This window comes from Ruegeria sp. C8 (assembly GCF_056537565.1).
The window spans coordinates 57,009-75,735 of the sequence record NZ_JBQFRV010000011.1 but is presented as its reverse complement, the minus strand read 5'-3'; the positions used below and the strand labels follow the sequence as shown (position 1 = coordinate 75,735).

The 18,727-nt window shown below is 58.1% G+C and carries 16 protein-coding genes; 15 read left to right on the top strand and 1 reads right to left on the bottom strand.

The features are described 5' to 3' along the window. Nucleotides 1–235: 235 nt before the first annotated feature. The 8 genes from ACR0KL_RS15120 to ACR0KL_RS15085 all read left to right on the top strand — a co-directional run bounded on the left by ACR0KL_RS15120 (nt 236) and on the right by ACR0KL_RS15085 (nt 10,989). Nucleotides 236–1,135 (top strand): LysR substrate-binding domain-containing protein, encoded by a 900-nt coding sequence (locus tag ACR0KL_RS15120; protein WP_170680124.1) that lies wholly within the window; start codon nt 236–238, stop codon nt 1,133–1,135. Between the two features lie 93 nt (nt 1,136–1,228). Then, nucleotides 1,229–3,280, top strand: a complete 2,052-nt coding sequence (locus ACR0KL_RS15115) for an ABC transporter substrate-binding protein (RefSeq protein WP_480777215.1) — start codon at nt 1,229–1,231, stop codon at nt 3,278–3,280. Nucleotides 3,281–3,369: 89 nt separating this feature from the next. Next, on the top strand, nt 3,370–4,362 hold the full coding sequence (locus ACR0KL_RS15110) for an ABC transporter permease (protein ID WP_480555242.1): 993 nt from the start codon (nt 3,370–3,372) through the stop codon (nt 4,360–4,362). Between the two features lies 1 nt (nt 4,363). After that, the gene (locus ACR0KL_RS15105) at nt 4,364–5,527 is read left to right on the top strand and encodes an ABC transporter permease (RefSeq protein WP_170680128.1); all 1,164 of its coding nucleotides are present in this window, start codon (nt 4,364–4,366) and stop codon (nt 5,525–5,527) included. Continuing rightward, nucleotides 5,527–7,461, top strand: a complete 1,935-nt coding sequence (locus ACR0KL_RS15100; protein ID WP_170680129.1) for an ABC transporter ATP-binding protein — start codon at nt 5,527–5,529, stop codon at nt 7,459–7,461. The genes ACR0KL_RS15105 and ACR0KL_RS15100 overlap by 1 nt, the downstream gene beginning before the upstream one ends. A gap of 96 nt (nt 7,462–7,557) precedes the next feature. Further along, a complete protein-coding gene (locus tag ACR0KL_RS15095) occupies nt 7,558–8,745 on the top strand; it encodes a 2-aminoethylphosphonate--pyruvate transaminase (protein WP_480555240.1) in 1,188 nt (395 codons plus the stop codon). 14 nt (nt 8,746–8,759) lie between these two features. Continuing rightward, on the top strand, nt 8,760–9,548 hold the full coding sequence (phnX, locus tag ACR0KL_RS15090; protein WP_170680133.1) for a phosphonoacetaldehyde hydrolase: 789 nt from the start codon (nt 8,760–8,762) through the stop codon (nt 9,546–9,548). Between the two features lie 4 nt (nt 9,549–9,552). Continuing rightward, complete coding sequence (locus ACR0KL_RS15085; RefSeq protein ID WP_480777214.1) at nt 9,553–10,989, top strand: sulfatase-like hydrolase/transferase; 1,437 nt, start codon at nt 9,553–9,555, stop codon at nt 10,987–10,989. A gap of 54 nt (nt 10,990–11,043) precedes the next feature. On the opposite strand, the gene ACR0KL_RS15080 is transcribed toward ACR0KL_RS15085, so the two are convergent. Beyond that, entirely contained in the window at nt 11,044–11,877 is an 834-nt protein-coding gene (locus tag ACR0KL_RS15080) for an IclR family transcriptional regulator (RefSeq protein WP_480777213.1), read from the bottom strand. A gap of 246 nt (nt 11,878–12,123) precedes the next feature. Between ACR0KL_RS15080 and ACR0KL_RS15075 the strand changes: the two genes are divergently transcribed. The 7 genes from ACR0KL_RS15075 (at nt 12,124) to ACR0KL_RS15045 (ending at nt 18,672) form a co-directional block, all read left to right on the top strand. Further along, the gene (locus ACR0KL_RS15075; protein WP_170380352.1) at nt 12,124–13,218 is read left to right on the top strand and encodes a TRAP transporter substrate-binding protein; all 1,095 of its coding nucleotides are present in this window, start codon (nt 12,124–12,126) and stop codon (nt 13,216–13,218) included. Nucleotides 13,219–13,300: 82 nt separating this feature from the next. Next, complete coding sequence (locus ACR0KL_RS15070) at nt 13,301–13,909, top strand: TRAP transporter small permease subunit (RefSeq protein WP_170380353.1); 609 nt, start codon at nt 13,301–13,303, stop codon at nt 13,907–13,909. Further along, nucleotides 13,902–15,266 carry a TRAP transporter large permease subunit gene (locus ACR0KL_RS15065; RefSeq protein ID WP_170526894.1) on the top strand — a complete coding sequence of 455 codons (1,365 nt, stop codon included), beginning with the start codon at nt 13,902–13,904 and terminating at the stop codon, nt 15,264–15,266. Before ACR0KL_RS15070 ends, ACR0KL_RS15065 begins: the two co-directional genes overlap by 8 nt. Continuing rightward, the gene (locus ACR0KL_RS15060) at nt 15,263–16,606 is read left to right on the top strand and encodes an amidase (RefSeq protein WP_170680139.1); all 1,344 of its coding nucleotides are present in this window, start codon (nt 15,263–15,265) and stop codon (nt 16,604–16,606) included. The genes ACR0KL_RS15065 and ACR0KL_RS15060 overlap by 4 nt, the downstream gene beginning before the upstream one ends. Nucleotides 16,607–16,622: 16 nt before the next feature. Continuing rightward, nucleotides 16,623–16,817: a hypothetical protein gene (locus ACR0KL_RS15055; protein WP_170380356.1), complete on the top strand. Its 195-nt coding sequence runs from the start codon at nt 16,623–16,625 to the stop codon at nt 16,815–16,817. Nucleotides 16,818–16,821: 4 nt separating this feature from the next. Next, on the top strand, nt 16,822–17,784 hold the full coding sequence (locus ACR0KL_RS15050; RefSeq protein ID WP_480777212.1) for a 2-hydroxyacid dehydrogenase: 963 nt from the start codon (nt 16,822–16,824) through the stop codon (nt 17,782–17,784). A gap of 15 nt (nt 17,785–17,799) precedes the next feature. After that, nucleotides 17,800–18,672 carry an NAD(P)-dependent oxidoreductase gene (locus ACR0KL_RS15045; RefSeq protein WP_170680143.1) on the top strand — a complete coding sequence of 291 codons (873 nt, stop codon included), beginning with the start codon at nt 17,800–17,802 and terminating at the stop codon, nt 18,670–18,672. Nucleotides 18,673–18,727: the final 55 nt, after the last annotated feature.

Sequence of the window (18,727 nt, the reverse complement as noted above, 5' to 3'; positions counted from 1 at the left end):
GGCTACATCTCAAATCAGAAGAAGACGCGAGTTTTCTGTTTAAAAAAACAGCATACAGGCGAGAACGATTAAGAATTAGGCAATTTAGGCCGGTAAGTTCTGACTTAACCCGCTCCCATGCGCACTGGACGGGCGGTAAATGAAAACGGATAAAACTAAGAAAGCGTATCCGGGCATTGAACTTTGTGTCTGTTCCGGATCACCTGCACGACAGCGCGAGCGAAGGAAACCGACCATGCCCAGCAATGTAGAACCGAGCATCCGCCAGCTCAAAGCGCTTGAGGCGGTTGCCCGCACCGGCAGTTTCACGGCTGCGGCAGAAGAGTTGGGCGTCTCTCAACCCACGGTTTCCAACCTGATCGTCGCCTTGGAGCGGCAAACCGAGTGTCGCTTTTTGCGGCGGGGCAACAAAGGTATTGAAACCACCGAAATGTTCGAAACACTGCGTCCACAGATCAAGGCTCTGCTGGCGTTGAAGTCCGAGGTCGATCTGGCGATTGGCGCGCGGAAAGACCTGAAGTCGGGCAGCTTTTGGGTGGGCTATTCGACCTATCAAATCGCCATGCCTCCAATTGCCCGATTTATTCAGACCCATCCGCGTGTCACCCTGAATGCACGTGCCATGGCCAGCCTCGACCTGCTGCCCTTGCTGCGCACGGGTGATCTGGATGTCGCCTTTGTCACCGCACTCGAACCGCTGGAGACGATGCATTGCCAAAAGGTCGCCTCGTTCCGGATCGGCGTCGTCGCCCAAAGCGAAGGTGCATTGCGAGACGTCGAGACCCTTAGTTGGGCGGATGTCGGGAAACTGAGACTGATACAGCGGGAGCCGAATGCCGGTACGCGTCAGATCTTCGAACGCGCAGCCTCAGAAGCTGGTATCGCGCCGGATACCATTCTGGGCCTCGGCTCCTGGGGGTCGATCACCTCTCTGGTTCGGGCTGGCGTGGGCGAGGGGGTAGGCTTCGAATCGGAATTGGTGGCTTCCGACAAGGATCTGAAATTTATCCCGATTTACGATCAAAAGCTAAGCGCTCATCAGTTTTTGGTTTCGATGCCTGCGATGGCTGCGTCAGCCACCGTCCGGCAATTCTATGAAATTACTCAAGAAACTTTGGCGAGCGTTAACGAATAGGAGTAATATAGTTAAAAGCTATAAACGCTCACTCATTATTAAATTGTTACAATAGCCCCTTAACCGGGTCGTCGAACAAACCTGGAGGTTGTCATGACGATCCGTCATATCCTGATGTCCACTGCCGCGACGATGATTGCGGTTCCCGCGTTGGCAAATTGCCCTGTCGCCACCGTCGCTGATCCAATGGGGCTAGAGCCCGCGTTCCCGCAGCAGCTGGAACTGGCCGAGCTGCAATCGACCGCATCCTGCAACCTGGAATTCTCGGAAAATCCCGCGATTACCGAACTGAACAGCAAAATCCTTGGCAACGCCGACCTGGCCGCTGTTGCAGACCGCCTGCCGGCCGAGCCTCTGGTCGTGATGCCCTATGAGAGCATCGGCCAGTATGGCGGCGCGATCACCGGCATCTCGAAAGCGACGGAGTCGGGCACGTCGGACCTTCTATCCGTGCGTCATGTGAACTTTGTGCGCTATGCGGATGACTTGCAGACGGTTGTGCCCAACGTCGCCAAGGCTTGGGACTGGAACGAAGACAAAACCGTTCTGACGATCACGCTGCGTGAAGGCCACAAATGGTCTGACGGCGAACCCTTCAGCGCCGAAGACGTTGCCTTCTGGTACAATGATCTGCTGCTGAACACTGACATTCTGGAAAAAACCCCGGATCGCTGGCTGTTTGCAGGCGAGCCGATCAAGGTTGAGGCGGTCGACGACGTGACCGTCCGCATGACCTTCCCGGTGCCGACGCCGGGCATTCTGAACCGCTTTGCCGTCGACTATGGCCAGCCGTTCCAACCCAAGCATTTCCTGGGCCAGTTCATGCCCAAATACAACGAAAACGCCGATGCGCTGGCGCAGGAATACGGTTTCGCCAACGGGGCCGAGGCAGTTGATTTCTACTACGGCGGCTCAGATTGGAAAGACGTTCCATCTCCGCTGCTGAAAGACGCCGACAAAGCAGCCGCCATCGGCCGCGCAGTAGTGCCGACACTGGAAAGCCACATCGTTGTCGAAGAGACTTCGGAAGGCCGTAAACTGGTAGCGAACCCCTATTTCCACCAGGTCGACACTGCAGGCAATCAGCTGCCCTATATCAATGAAATCGTTGAGAGCTATGTCAGCGACAAGGAAGTTCAGAACCTCAAGGTCATGAATGGAGAGGTTGTCTGGAAACAGCAGGCGATCTTCCTGGAAGACTTCCCGCTGCTGAAAGAGAACGAAGCCAAGGGCGGCTACACAATCCAGTTCGCGCCGACCCTGGGTGAAAACGTGTTCTTCTCGTTCAACCGCACCCATAACGACGAAGTGCTGCGCGAAATCTTCAACGATGTACGCTTCAACCGCGCCATGTCGTTGGCGATGAACCGTGATGAAATCAACGAGATCGTCTATCTGGGTCAGGGCACTCCGATGCAGGGTGTGCCGGCGGAGCCCAAGACCGTGTCGTTTATCTCGGATGACGTGCTGAACAAGGACATCGCCTATGATGTCGAAGGCGCCAAGGCCCTTCTGGCCGAAATGGGCCTGAGCGACAGCGACGGCGACGGCACGTTGGAGCGCGCGGACGGCAAGCCTCTGGTCATTCGCCTGGTCTATTCCTCGCAAGGTGTACCGGTGAAAATGATGGAGCTGGTGCGGGACTACTGGACCGCCGTGGGCGTGCGCGTTGACCTGAAAGAGGTTACCTCGGACGAATACCGCGCCTCGGGCAACAACAACGATCTGGACCTGACGACCTGGAAGTATGATGGCAATGCTGGCCCGACCATCTCGCAGGATACCACCGTTTTCGTGCCGCCCTTTGGTGACTTCTTCAACCCAGGCACCGGTGCCAAATGGGCCACATGGAAACAGACCGATGGTGCTGAAGGTGTTGAACCCCCGGCCGATATCCAGAAGCTGTGGGACCTGAGCGAGCGGTTCATCCAGGCTGAGTTCGGCTCGGACACCAGCAATGAAATCGGTGCGGAAATCGTCAAGATACACACTGACAACATGCTGAAGATCGGCACCGTCGGTGACATCGTTGCCCCCTTCCTGTGGCGCAACGATCTGCAGAACGTCAAACCCATCAAGTCGAAAACCTACGACTTCTACTGGACCTACCCCTACCGCCCCTCGCAGTGGTGGCTGGAACAGTAACCCCCATACGGGTTTGACATTTTCCTCCGGGGCGTTTGCAGCAGACGCCCCGGAGTTTGCAGTCCAAGCTGCAATCTCGGGACAGACGCATGCTCAGATTCACTGCAGAACGACTAGTAGGGATGGCCATCACGATGCTTCTGGTGTCGATGATGGTATTCCTGATCATGGAAATCCCGCCCGGAGACTACGCCGACCGCTACGCGTTCCGGAAATACTCGGGCACCGGGGTCAACGTAACCGAGGCCGATGTGCAGGCCATCCGTCAGGAGCTGGGTTTGGACAAGCCCATGCTGCTTCGGTATTTCGACTGGATCGGCGGTATCGTTCTGCGCTGGGATTTCGGGCAGGCATTTGCCTTTGAAACCTCGGTCACCAAGGTGATCGGTGACAAGGTCTGGCTGACCGCGGGCATCCTGTTCGCGACGCTGATCCTGACCTATCTGATCTCAATCCCCGTTGGGATCTACGCGGCCGTCCGGCGCGGCTCGGCCATTGACTACGGTCTGACGATTTTCTCGTATCTGGGCCTCGCGCTGCCGAACTTTCTGCTGGCGCTGGTTATGCTTTATTTCGCCAACCGCTGGTTCGGTGCGGATATCGGCGGGTTGTTCTCGGCCCAGTATCAGGACGCTCCGTGGAGCGTGGCCAAGGTCTGGGATATGCTGAAACATCTGTGGTTGCCCGCAGTGGTTTTGGCGTGGTCGGCAGTGGCCTATCAAATCCAGACCGTGCGCGCGACCATGTCGGATGAGTTGAACAAGCTATCCGTTACCGCAGCCCGCGCGCGCGGTGTGCCTGAGCGGAAGCTGCTGATCAAATACCCGGCCCGGCTGGCGATCAACCCGGTCGTCTCGACCATCGGGTTTGACGTGAACCGTATCTTTTCCGAGCTGCCGATCGTGGCCGTGGTTCTGGGCCTGACCGAGCTGGGTGAGCTGCTGCTGAAAGCGTATCTCGACCTCGACATGAACGTGGCGGGTGCGATCCTGCTGATGCTGACCTTTGCCATCGTCTTCATGAATTTCCTTTCCGATCTGCTGTTGGCGTGGCTCGACCCGCGCATCAAGCTGGGGGCGTGAAATGACCGATATGACAGATCCCGAAATGACCCCGGCCCAGCGTCGGGCTGCGGAAAAAGAACGTCAGCAGCTGCTGAAATACTACTCGGCCTCGCAATGGACCCTGATCTGGTGGCGTTTCAAAAAACATCGCGCCGCGATGTATGCCTCGATCGTGCTGGGGCTGATGGCGCTGGCCGGCTTGTTTGCCGAGATCGTGGCCCCCTATGGCCCGGTCACGCGCGATACGTCCTATATCGAAGGACCGCCGCAAATCCCGCGTTTTTGCGATGACAACGGATGCTCGGTCGTGCCCTTTATCAACGGCACCAAGACCGAGCGTGATCCGGTTACCCTGCGGGCTGTCTCGGTGCCCGATCCCGAGGTGCGCAACTATTTAGGGCTCTTCGTAAAAGGAGAACCGGTCAAGGTTCTGGGCTTTATCCCAACCGACCGCCACCTGATCGGCTTGCAGATCCCCGACGCCAAGATCCATTTCTGGGGCACGGATGATCTGGGACGGGATGTGTTCTCACGCACCATCTATGCCACACGCACCTCTCTTTCGATTGGTGTGATCGGCGTGCTGATTTCCTTCGTACTGGCGCTGATCATCGGCGGGATTGCCGGGTATTTCAGCGGCCTCATCGACAACGTCATCCAGCGCGTGACCGAGGTGATCCGGGTGGTGCCCATCATCCCGCTTTACATGGGACTGGCGGCCGCCATGCCCAAGGAATGGTCGACCACGCAGGTCTATTTTGCGATGACACTGATCCTTGGCCTCTTTGGCTGGCCGACACTGGCGCGGCGCATCCGGTCGCAGCTTTTGTCGATCCGGAATGAAGACTACGTTGTCGCGGCCCGACTGGCCGGCGCGCGCCCCAAGCGCATCATCGGTCAGCACATGCTGCCCAGCTTCACCAGCTTCATCATCGTCGATCTGGTGATCTCGTTCCCCTACATGATCCTGTCGGAAACCGCGCTGTCCTTTGTTGGCCTCGGCCTGCGCCCGCCATCGGTCTCGTGGGGTGTTCTGCTGCAACAGGCGCAATCGGTGCGCGCGATCGAGCAAACCCCATGGCTGTTCATTCCCGCCGTATTCGTGGTGGTGGCCGTTCTGGCCTTCACCGTGATCGGCGACGGGCTGCGCGACGCTGCTGACCCTTATGCGGAGGCGAAGTGATGGCAAACATCCTCGACGTCAAAAACCTGACCCTGTCTTTCCGCACCGATGAAGGGCTGATCCAGCCGGTGCGCGATGTCTCATTCTCGCTGGAGAAGGGCAAGACGCTGGGCATCGTGGGTGAAAGTGGCTCGGGCAAATCCGCGTCGACCAAGGCGGTGATGCAGCTGCTGCCCGGTATTGCCAGCATCGATCAGGGGTCCGAGATCAACTACGTCATGAAGGGCGGAAAATCCGTCGATCTGGCCAAGGTGCGCCCCCATGACCCGCGGATGGGCGTGATCCGCGGCGGTGAGATCGGGATGATCTTTCAGGAGCCGATGGCCAGCTTTTCGCCGATCTACACCATCGGCAACCAGATCATGGAGGCGATCCAGCTGCATCGCGGGCTCAACAAACGGCTGGCGCGTGAGCTGGCGATAGAGATGCTGGACAAGGTCGGCATCACCAACCCCTCCGCCCGCGTCGATCAGTTCCCGCATGAGATGTCGGGTGGCATGCGCCAGAGGGCCATGATCGCTCTGGCCCTCTCGGCGGGCCCGCAACTGCTGATCGCGGATGAGCCGACAACCGCTTTGGACGTGACCATTCAGGCGCAGGTTCTGCAACTGATGCGTGATCTGCAGGCTGAGCTGGGCATGAGCATGATTTTCATCACCCACGATCTGGGTGTGGTCGCTCAGGTCGCGGACGACATTGCAGTGATGTATAAGGGCGAGATTGTCGAGCGTGGCACCGTGCGCGAGGTCATCAACAACCCGCAACAGGCCTATACCCAGCGCTTGCTGGACGCGGTTCCGAGGTTGGACAAGGTCGTCCCGCCCGCGCCACTGAAGAAGGCCCGCAAGCTGATTGACGTCCACAATCTGGGCGTCGAATTCGAGGTGCGAAAGAAGAAGCTGTTCCGAACCGAGGTTGAAACGGTCCGCGCGGTCAGTGACATCACTTTCGACATCCTCAAGGGCGAAACCGTGGGCCTCGTCGGTGAAAGCGGATCGGGTAAAACCACCGTTGGACGCGCGATGTTGCGCGCCATTGATCCCAGCGAAGGCGAGGTGATCTTTCACCGCAAGAAAAAGGGCGATATCGACCTTGCCCACGCCTCCGAGGCCGAGCTTCGTGCGGTGCGCAGCAAGATCAACATGGCGTTCCATGAAGGCCCGGTTCAGTTGCACAACCTCGGTGGGAACCTGCTACGCAGCTTCCGCCCGGAAATGAGCCTTGTCTTTCAGGACCCGTATTCCTCACTGAACCCGCGCATGACGGTGCGCGATATCATCGCCGAACCGCTCGTGGCCTCAGGCCTGATGACGGACCGGGACCAGATCGACGAGCGGGTGCGCGAGATAGCATCACGTTGCAAGATCGACCTAGAACATTTGCGTCGTTTCCCGCATGCGTTCTCCGGCGGTCAACGGCAGCGGATCTGCATTGCGCGCGCCCTGGTGTCCAAGCCCAAATTTGTTGTCTGCGACGAATGCGTCTCGGCACTGGACGTGTCGATTCAGGCCGAGATTGTCGCGCTTTTGAAGGACGTACAGGCCGAACTTGGTGTCAGCTTTCTGTTCATCGCGCATGATCTGGCGGTGGTTGCGCAGATCTCGCACCGGGTGGCGGTGATGTATCGGGGGCGGTTCATGGAATATGGCCCGACCGACAAGATCTTTTTCAACCCGCAGCACCCTTACACCAAGGCGTTGCTGTCCGCCGTACCGCATCCTGATCCTGACGCCGAATTCAAACCGATCCGCTTTGAGGGCGATATGATCCATCCCGTTGCCTCGAATGGTCCAGACGGTGTGTCGCTGCGTATCCCGGACCAACCCTCGAACGAGCCGATCCAACTGGTGAAAGTGGAGGAGGGGCATTTTGTTGCCTGTCATCTAGACCAGCACGTGACCACGAAAAGGACCAAGGCGCTGGAACCCGCTTAGCCGGTCGAACCACCCTTGCGGAGGTCACTGGAAAACTGTAGCCACACCATAGCTCAAACCTATGTTATGGCAACCTTCATATAGAAGATGAATGACATGATTGATCACACCCAAAGACTGCCATCGCCCCATTTCGGCGAACCGTATCTGTTGACTCCGGGCCCGTTGACCACGTCGCTGCCGGTGAAAGAGGCGATGCTGCGCGACTGGGGCAGCTGGGACGCCGATTTCCGCGCCATTACGGCTGAGTTGCGTAGCCGCCTGCTGGATATTCTGGGGCAGGACAAAGCCCGCTATGGCTGTGTGCCTTTGCAGGGCAGCGGCTCTTACGTGGTCGAGGCGATGCTGGGCAGCTTTGTACCCAAGGACGGCAAGGTGCTGGTGTTGTGCAACGGCGCCTATGGCAAACGAGCGGTACAGACTCTGGGTTATCTTGGCCGTGACTACGCCGTGATCGATATGGGGGACTATCTGCCGCCGCGCGGGGATCAGGTGGCAGAGGCGCTGCAGGCCGACCCCGCGATCACGCATGTGCTGGCCATCCATTGCGAGACCAGCTCGGGCATCCTCAACCCGCTGCAAGAGATCTCGGACGCGACGCAAGCGGCGGGCCGCAAGCTTCTGGTCGATTCCATGTCGGCCTTCGGTGCCGTTCCGCTCGAGCCGCATGTGATCCCGTTTCAGGCCATGGTCAGCTCGGCCAATAAATGCATCGAGGGCGTACCGGGCTTTGGTTTTGTGATCGCCGAAACAGGTGCGATCAAGGCGGCGGAAGGCAACAGCCATTCGCTTAGCCTGGATGTTTATGCCCAATGGGCCGCGATGGAGAAAACAGGCCAGTGGCGCTTTACCCCGCCGACGCATGTGGTCGCGTCCTTCATCGAAGCGCTGCGCGCGCATGAGGCCGAGGGCGGCGTCGCTGCAAGGGGCGCGCGGTATCTTGAGAACCGCAAGACGCTGGTCAAAGGGATGCGCGCGCTGGGCTTTGTCACATTGCTGGACGATGAATGGCTGTCGCCGATCATCACCACCTTCTTCTGCCCAGATCACCCGCGTTTTGCGTTTCCGGATTTCTATAACCGCATGAAAGCGCGCGGATTTATCCTGTATCCCGGCAAACTGACGGCGGCGGAAAGCTTCCGGATAGGCCACATCGGACAGGTCGATGCGCATGTGATGCAAGCGGTCGTTGACACCGCAGCCGAGGAGCTGCGTGACATGGGGGTCGACAGTGCCAGACCCTCGGACGAAACACTCAAACAGAAACAGGTTGAACCTGCCTGACGAAAGGAAAGACAATGAGCAAATTCAAAGCCGCCGTGTTTGATTGGGCGGGGACAATGGTCGATTTCGGATCATTCGCGCCGATGGGAGTGTTTGTGAAGGCCTTTGCCAAGTTCGATATCGAAGCCACGATCGAGCAGGCCCGCGCACCGATGGGCGCGCCCAAATGGGATCACATCCGCTCCATGATGGATATGCCCGAAATCGCCGCCCAGTGGGAGGCAAAATACGGCAACGCGCCCACCGATCAGGATGTCGACAAAGTCTATGAGATATTTGTGCCGATGAACGAAAAAGTCGCCGCCGACTACGCGGATCTGGTTCCGGGTGGCAAAGCTGCGATTGATGATCTGCGGTCCATGGGCCTCAAGATCGGATCGACCACAGGATATACCCGGTCAATCATGGAGAACGTTCTGCCGGTTGCCGCCGCTCAAGGCTATGAGCCGGACAATCTGGTCTGTTCCGACGACCTGCCCGAAGGCCGCCCCGGCCCGCTGGGCATGTATAAGTGCATGGTCGATCTGGTGGCTTATCCGCCTGCGGCGATCATCAAGGTCGATGACACCGAGCCGGGCATCAAAGAGGGCGTCGCCGCGGGCTGTCTGACAGTTGGCGTGTCTTTGTCTGGCAACGCAGTGGGCAAGACACCGGAGGAACTGGCTGCTCTGTCCGCAGAAGAGGTTGACGCGCTGCGCCAGCACGCGACCAAGATCCTGAAGGACGCGGGCGCGGACTATGTGATCGACACGGTTGCCGATCTGCCCGCGCTGATCCGCGAACTGGACGGCGCAGAGGCCTGACGCCATGTTGAAGAAGGCTCCGCGCAATTTTCTGTTCATCGTCATCGATCAGTTCCGCGCGGACCTTCTTACCGGCGCTTTGGGTCAGCATGTGCCGCTGCCCAACATTCGCGCTCTCGCAGAACGATCGGTGCATTTCCGCAACCATCATACGGTTGTGGTGCCTTGCGGCCCGGCGCGTGCAAGCCTGCTAACGGGCCAATACGCCATGAACCACGGATCGGTTCAGAATGGCGTTCCGCTGCGGCGCGATATCCCCAACCTTGCAACGGCGCTGCGCACCATTGGGCGAGAGCTGTTGCTGTTCGGCTATACAGATACGCAGCCTGATCCCAAAGGCTTGCACCCGAATGACCCGGCGCATCTGTCCTACACGGGGCCGATCCCAGGGATCACCGAGGTTACCGAGATGCGCGAGGAAGCGTGGGAGTGGCTCGCCCATCTCAGATCGCGTGGATATGACGTGCCGGATGCGGGCGACCTGACCGCGCTCTACAGACCTAAGAACGATACCTTCGGAGGGCCAGCACTCTATGACGCGCAGGACAGTGATACCGCGTATCTGACCGACCGGGTTTTGGCACATCTTGACGTGCGCAAATCACAGCCATGGTCTGCCATGGTCACCTATATCCGGCCTCATCCTCCGTTTGTTGCCCCTGCGCCGTATAACGACTTGATCAACCCTCAGGGCATCTCGCCACCGGTTGGGGCCACTTTTGAGCATCCTTTTTTCGAAGCCTATCATTCCCGCCCAAGCGGTGCGGATATGTTCTGGGGTTTTGACGGAAAGCAAGATGCCATGACGCCCGAGCAGATCGCTCTCTGCCGGTCCACATATCTGGGGCTGGCCGCCGAGGTCGATCACCATATCGGTCGGATTTTTGAATGGTTGCGAAACGTGGGGCAGTTGGACGACACACTGATCGTGTTGACCGCCGATCACGGAGAGATGCTGGGCGATCTTGGTCTGTGGGGAAAGCAGACCCCGTTCCGCGCCGCCTCGCACGTGCCCCTGATGATCGGGCATCCGGATCTTGCGCCCGAAGATATCGACGTGTTGACCCAGTCAATTGACGTTGCCCCGACGGTTCTGTCGGCGCTTGGGGCGACAACGCCGCCCGAGATGCAGGGCAGCAACCTCTTGGCGCCCGACCGACCCGTCGGGCAAGGGGCCATGGTCGAGCTTGAGCTTGGATCAGAAACCGGCCAAGGGCGCTTTGAAACCGCATGGCAATGCCCACCTGATCATTGCCGCGCCCTCGCGTTTGAGAAAGACGGGTATCGGCTTGCGCATTTCGCAACGGATATCGCGCCGATGCTGTTTGATGTCGAAAATGATCCCGATTGCACCCGGAATCTCGCGCGGGAAGATCTGCCCCGACTGCATCACCTTCGGGCTGAGGCGCTGTCACACAGAATGAGAAAAGGCTCGGTCTGAGGTGACCTCGGGTCCTGACCCCCAAAGCTTAAAACGGTTGAAAAAGCAAAGAAATTAGCTCTGAGGTGGGGAATTTCGGAGCTTTTCAGAAATGCTTGCCGCAGTCTCAACAACCGACGCGGCCAAGGTTTCAAGCTTGTTGTCGGGGAATCTGGTGATGGGCCCAGATACTGAAACGCCAGCGACAACATTCTCCAACGAGTCGAAGACAGGCGCTGCGATACAGCGCAGGCCCGGAAAACGCTCTTCATCGTCGATCGCCCATCCCCTTTGCCGGGAAGTCTGCAGCTCGTCTTTGAGCTGTTGTTTGTCCGTAATCGAGTTGGGCGTCTGCTGAACCAGTGTCAGCGGGGCCAACAGCTTTTCAAGTGCCGCCTCGTCCATGTACGCCATGATGGCTTTGCCGACGCCGGATGTGTGAAAGTAAGCTGCGGTTCCGTTCTTGATCGAGGCGCGGATCGGGTTTTCGGATTCCACCTGAATCAGATACAGCAACTGCCCACCTTCCTCGATGGCGAGGTTCACGGTCTCTCCGGTTTCCTTGGACAGCTTGCGCATCGCGGCTGGCGCGACTTCCAGCAAATTCGAGGCTTCCTCAAACGTATTGCCGATCCGATAAGCCTGCGGTCCGACGCGCCACTTACCATGTTCGGCATCGTTAACCACCATTCCTCGCTGTTGAAGCGTGGTCAGAAGCCGGTGCGCCGTCGCCGTTGGAATGCCTGTCGTTCTTGCGATGTCGACAAGCGTCGCGCCCCCGGCATCTGCAATGGCAATCAGGACACGAATCCCACGATCCAGCGCCCCGACCAGAGAACCTGCGGGCTTTTCTTCATTCGCTTTCAGGCGTGGGCGCCCGCGTCTTGCAACTGTTTTTGGTTCGTTCATTTTTGGCGCGTTTGTCATCTGGCTTGTTGTGAAAAGAGTCTAGCTTGTTCGCAAGTGCAAAAAAATGAAAATAATAAATGGATTAAAAACAATAAATTGCGCCTATTTTGACGCTCAAAATGAAAGAGTTTCCAAAATATTTTGAAAAATCGCGAATCTGGCTTATCGTAGATTCTATCCGCTGGAGGGCGGGTTTGGTGCCAATGCCGAAGGGATATCGGCGACGGCCCAGTCTAGGGAGGAAACATGACAAAATCTTTGAACCGCAGAAACTTTCTGCGCGGCTCCGCTGTTGTAGGTGCTGGTGCGCTTGCTGCTCCGGCTGTCCATGCGCAGGAAGGAACGACAATGAAGATGCAGGCAGCCTGGGGCGGCGGCATCTTTCTTGAGAACGCGCAATCCTACGTCAACCGCGTCAATGAAATGTCCGGTGGCAAACTGACGATCGAACTTCTGCCTGTGAATTCGGTCGTAAAAACCAGCCAGATGCAGGACGCGGTCCACCGCGGCGTTCTGGACGCGGCGCATTACGTTCCGGCCTACTGGTACTCGAAATCCAAGACGGCATCGCTGTTCGGAACGGGTCCGTGCTTTGGCTGGTCCAGCCAAGAGGTTCTGGGCTGGGTGAACTATGGCGGCGGTCAGGAACTGTTTGACGAGCTGATGGGCATCCTTGGCCTGAACGTTGTGTCCTTCTTCAACTCGCCCATGCCCGCACAGCCACTGGGTTGGTTCAAAGAGGAAATCACAAGCTCGGATCAGATGAACGGTCTGAAATACCGTACAGTTGGTCTTGCGGCAGATGTTCTGCTTGAGATGGGCATGTCCGTTGTGCAGCTGCCCGGGGGCGAGATCCAGCCCGCGATGAAGTCCGGCCTGATTGATGCGGCCGAGTTCAACAACCCCACATCCGACCGCGATTTTGGTATGCAGGACGTGTCCAAACACTATCATCTGGCCTCGTTCCACCAGAGCCAGGAGTTCTTCGAGGTCACGTTCAACAAGGACAAGTTCAACGCGCTTGCGCCCGAGCTTCAGGCGATCCTAAAATACGCGTCCGAGGCCGAGAACTCGAATTTCTACTGGAACAACACCAAGCGCTACGCCGACGATCTGGTGACGCTGGCCGAAGAGCAGGGCGTCAACGTGTATCGGACGCCTGACAGCGTCATGCAGGCCCAGCTTGAAGCTTGGGACGTTGTGGTCGAAAGGATCTCGAACGAAGATCCGTTCTTTGCCAAGGTCGTCGACAGCCAGAAGGCCTATGCGAAGACTGTCATGAACTACCTCAACCTCAACCAGCCGGACTACAAGCTGGCGTACAAGCACTATTTCGGCTGAGGCCTGACAACTCTTTGAAAACGGAAGGTCGCGCTGGTGCGCGGCTTTCTGAACTGCGGGCGGAACAGGCGAGGAACTGACCTTGATCAAGACAATCCACGCCATCGAAGGGCTAAGCCAATGGGTCGGCAAAGCCTTCGGTTGGTGCATCCTAATTCTGACACTTTCGGTGTCCTACGAAGTGTTCGTCCGGTACGTGCTGAACAAGCCGACCGTCTGGGCGTTCGATATGATGGTACAGATGTATGGCGCCCTGTTCCTGATGGCCGGGGCCTATGCGCTGGCGCAAGACGCGCATGTGCGCGGTGACGTGCTGTACCGCCTTTTCTCGGTCCGCTGGCAGGCGCGGGTCGATTTCGTTCTGTATATTATCTTTTTCTTCCCCGGCATGTTTGCCCTGTTCTGGTACGGCTGGGAAATCGCCAAGGACAGCTGGCGCTATGAAGAAGTTAGCTGGAACAGCCCCGCCAGAATTCAGATTTATTTCTTCAAAACTCTGATCCCCGTCGCCGGTGTTTTGCTGATGCTGCAAGGGCTTGCCGAGATGGCAAGATGCTGGCTGGCGATGCGAAATGGCGTCTGGCTCGACCGTCTGGATGACGTACGTGAGACCGAAGACATGCTGATGGAATCAACCGTCGACCGAATTCATACAACAGGCACCAAGCAAGGAGGTCGCAGCGATGACTGACCCACAAGTCGCCATCCTGATGCTCAGCCTCTTTATTGTGCTGGTGCTGTTGGGCTTTCCGATTGCGTTCACACTGCTCGCCATGGGCGTCGCGTTCGGGTATTACGCCTATTACCAGTCCGCGCCCGAGAGCATTGCGGACATCTTCAACAACAACATCTTCTACCTGCTGAACCAGAACACCTATTCGGTGATGGAGAATGACACGCTTGTTGCCATCCCCTTGTTCCTGTTCATGGGCTACGTGGTCGAAAGGGCGAATATCGTCGACCGGCTGTTCTTTTCGCTCTACATGGCAGCCCGTAACCTACCCGGATCTCTGGCGATTGCGGCTCTGCTGACCTGCGCGGTGTTCTCGACGGCGTCGGGCATCGTGGGCGCGGTTGTCACCCTGATGGGGTTGCTGGCCTATCCGGCAATGGCCAACGCGGGATATCAGCGCAGTTTTGCCTCGGGCGTGATCTGCGCCGGTGGCACCTTGGGCATCCTGATCCCGCCGTCGATCATGTTGATCGTCTACGCCGCCATTGCCGAGCTTTCTCCGCTGCGCCTCTATGCAGCGGCGGTCTTTCCGGGCCTCATGCTGGCGGGTCTCTACATCGTCTACGTCATGGTGCGCGTCTGGCTGAACCCGTCGCTGGCCCCCAAGCCGCAGGAGGACGATGTTCCGCCAAAACGGCAGATCTATATGGACCTGCTGATCTCGTTCGTGCCGTTGACGGTTTTGATCTTGCTGGTGCTTGGCTCAATCCTCGGCGGTCTTGCAACACCGGCCGAAGCGGCAGCGATGGGTGCCTTGGGCGGGCTTGTGCTGGCAATGCTCTACCGGTCGCTCACCTGGGACAAGGTCAAGCAAAGTGTCTTCCTCACGGCCAAGGCCACTGCCATGGTGTGCTGGTTATTCGTGGGCTCGTGGACCTTTGCGTCGATCTTTTCATATCTCGGCGGGCATGACGTGATCGAGCATTGGGTTGTTGGTATGAACCTTCAGCCCTGGCAGTTCCTGGTGCTCGCGCAGCTGATTATTTTCCTGCTGGGCTGGCCGCTTGAATGGTCTGAAATTCTGATCATCTTCGTGCCGATCTTCCTGCCCATGCTCGAAACGTTTGGCGTCAACCCGTATTTCTTCGCGATGCTGGTGGCTCTGAACTTGCAGACCTCATTCCTGACACCACCGATGGCTATGTCGGCCTACTATTTGAAGGGGGTCCTTAAGAACCAGATCCAGCTGATGGAGATCTTCCGAGGTCTGATGCCCTATCTGGCCATCGTGATCCTGTGCATGGTGCTGATGTATCAGTTCCCCGGTATCGCGCTGTGGCTGCCTGACTACCTCTTCGGGGTCTGGGTGCCATGACCAAACATGATCTGTCATTGTTCCCGGCGGTTGAATCCGCCGAGGGCATTCGGGACGGGCGTATCTTGTCCGAAGCATTGGTTGAGGACTGTCTCAAACGCATCGAAGAGACCGACAGCACCATCCGCGCTTGGGCTTATCTGGATGCAGGCGTAGCGCTGGATCAGGCGCGTGAGCTGGATCGCATTCGCAAGGCCGGACGGGCGACAGGCCCCTTGCACGGCGTGCCCATCGGGCTAAAGGACATTGTCGATACAAAAGACATGCCCACGCAGCGGGGCACACCGATCTTTTCGGGTCGGCAGCCGGAGGCAGATGCTAGGCTCGTAGAGTGCTTGCGCGAGGCCGGCGCCGTTATCATGGGCAAGACCAAGACGACCGAGCTTGCTTTCATGCATCCGACCGACACCACCAACCCTTTTGATGCGACCAGAACACCGGGCGGCTCGTCCAGCGGATCAGCGGCGGCCGTTGCGGCCAGACATGTGCCTCTGGCCATCGGCACTCAGACCGGGGGCTCGGTCATCCGTCCGGCCTCATACTGCGGCGTCTATGGTTTCAAACCCACGCGCGGAATGATCTCGCGACATGGGGTTTTCAGGACGTCGGTCTCTTTGGACCACGTTGGGGGGTTCGCCAACACGCTGGAAGATATCGCTCTGCTGACAGACGTGGTCGCCGGATATGACCAGCGCGACCCCGCCAGCTTTGCCCGGCCGCGAGCGGATATGCTGTCCGGCGCGCAGGCCGAGGTTCTGGTCGAACCGAACATTGCCTGGCTCGATTTTCCGTTCAACGACCGCCTTGATGCAGATGCGCTTGAGGGGCTGAACGCCGTTATCGAGGGGCTTGGTGGAAGGGTCGAGCGTTTCTCGGTATCGCCGCAACTGGCCGATCTGATCACCGTTCACAAAACAATCTATGACTTTGAGATTCGCCAGAACATGGCCGAAATCTCGAATGCGCATTGGCCGGAGCTCAGCCCCGAGATGCAATCCGCAATCACCCGCGGCGGAGATATCAGCGAGGCCCAGTATGAAGACGCCTTGGCCGTCATGGCGTCCGCTCAGGGCTTCTTTGCCGAGTATTTCAATGAATTCGACGCAATCCTGGCCCCGGCAGCAACCGGTGAAGCCGTGCCGCTGAGCGCGGGCCATACCGGAGATTCCGTTTTCTGCCTCACTTGGACGCTGGCGGGTTTGCCCTGCCTCACGCTGCCTTTGTTGGTGGGGCAGAATGACCTGCCCATTGGTGTCCAGCTGATCGGCGCGGTCGAAGAAGACGATCGGCTTCTTCGCACTGCTTCTTGGGTTCAAAGAACCCTCAGAACGCAAGAATAAAAGGGAGAGTAATCCTATGTCACGACTGACAAATATTCTCATGGGCCTCATCGGCACCGGCCTGATGATGGTGTTCGTTCTCGGGCTTGCCCACAGTATCTCGACCGGGTTCGCCGGGTTCTGGGGCGGTTTTCCATTCTTGTGTATTGCGGTCTTCGTGATAGCCCTTGCGCTGTACAATTTCTGGGAAGACGCGATCAAAAAGGACTGACCCCATGAGCGATAGACCTGTTCTCTGGCTACCGCGTCGGGTGTCCGATGCCACGATTGCGCGCGCACGACAAGGCTATGACGTGATCCTGAACGAGGCCGACACGCCAGGCACTGCAGACGAGATCATCGCCATGAGCGCGAAGGTCGACGCGATGATGCCCTGTCACTCGGAACATTTCTCGGCCGAGGTCGTTTCAAAGCTCAATCCAAGGCTGAAGATTTTGGCGAACCATTCAGTGGGCGTAGATCACTGCGACCTTCCGGCGCTGGCGGCGAAAGGGATTGTTGTGACAAACACGCCTGACGTCCTGTCGGATGCCACGGCTGAGCTTGCGATATTGCTGATGCTGGGCGCGGCGCGGCACGCGGTCCGAGGGGATCGCCTGATGCGCACCGGTGCCTGGGACAGCTGGAGCCCGTCTTTCATGGTCGGCAAACAGGTCACCGGCGCTCGGCTTGGGATTGTCGGTATGGGTCGTGTGGGCCGCGCGTTCGCAGAAAAGGCGCGCGGTTTTGATATGGAGGTTCACTATTTCAACCGCAGCCGCCTGTCGCCTGAACAAGAGCAAGGCGCGACATATCACGACAACATCGACACGTTGTTGACGGTCGCGGATTTCCTGTCGCTTCATTGTCCTGCAACACCTGAAACTGTGAACCTTATGGATGCCCAAAATCTGGCAAAACTGCCTGGCGGCGCGGTTCTGGTGAACTCTGCGAGGGGCGCGCTGGTTGACGAAGACGCTGTGCTGGGCGCAATCGAAAGCGGCAAGCTGGCGGCCGCCGGTCTTGATTGTTTCAAGACCGAACCGGGTGGAAACCCAAAATTCGCCGCGCATGAAAACATCTTCATGCTGCCGCATATTGGCAGCGCCACAACCAAAACCCGAGACGCTATGGGCTTTCGTGCTTTGGACAATCTGGACGCCTTTTTTGCGGGTCAAATACCGCGAGACCTTGTGTAGTAGAGGATTTAACTAATGGCTAAACTTGCTTTTCTTGGCTTGGGAGTGATGGGCTATCCGATGGCCGGCCACTTGCAGGCTGCAGGCCACGACGTGACGGTTTTCAACCGGACGGCAGCCAAAGCCGAAGCCTGGGTTGCCGAACATGGTGGCTCAATGGCCGCAACCCCGCGAAAGGCGGCCGAGGGGGCAGAATTTGTCATGACCTGTGTGGGGAATGACGATGACCTGCGCAGCGTTTGCACGGGGGCAGACGGAGCGTTCTCGGGGATGTCGCAAAGCACTACGCTCGTGGACCACACGACCGTTTCGGCGAAAGTCACACGCGAGTTGTATGCGGCGGCGAAGGATCAGGGCTTGGGCTTTGTAGACGCGCCGATTTCGGGCGGTCAGGCTGGGGCCGAAAACGGTGTCCTTTCGATCATGTGCGGCGGGGATCAGTCTGTTTACGACGCGGCCGAGCCAATCATGCAGGTCTATTCGAAGATCTGCCGTAGGATTGGCGAAAGCGGTGCGGGTCAGATGACAAAGATGAGCAACCAGATTGCGATCGCCGGTCTGGTTCAGGGCTTGAGCGAGGCCCTGCACTTTGCCGAGAAAGCCGGTCTGGACGGGCGCGCGGTCGTCGAGGTTATCAGCCAGGGCGCAGCCGGAAGCTGGCAGATGGCCAACAGGTACGAGACGATGCTGGACGACCACTTTGACCACGGGTTTGCCGTGGACTGGATGCGCAAAGATCTGGGGATTTGTCTTGATACTGCAAATGAAACAGGGGCAAGCCTTCCGGTGACTGCGCTGGTCGATCAGTTTTACAAAGATGTTCAGAAACTCGGCGGCGGCCGCTGGGATACCTCGTCTTTGCTAAAAAGGCTTCGGGCTCTGGATTGAACAACACGCCTGCGATTTCGAGGCCTCTCGGCAGAGCGCTTGCAAAGCAAACCGA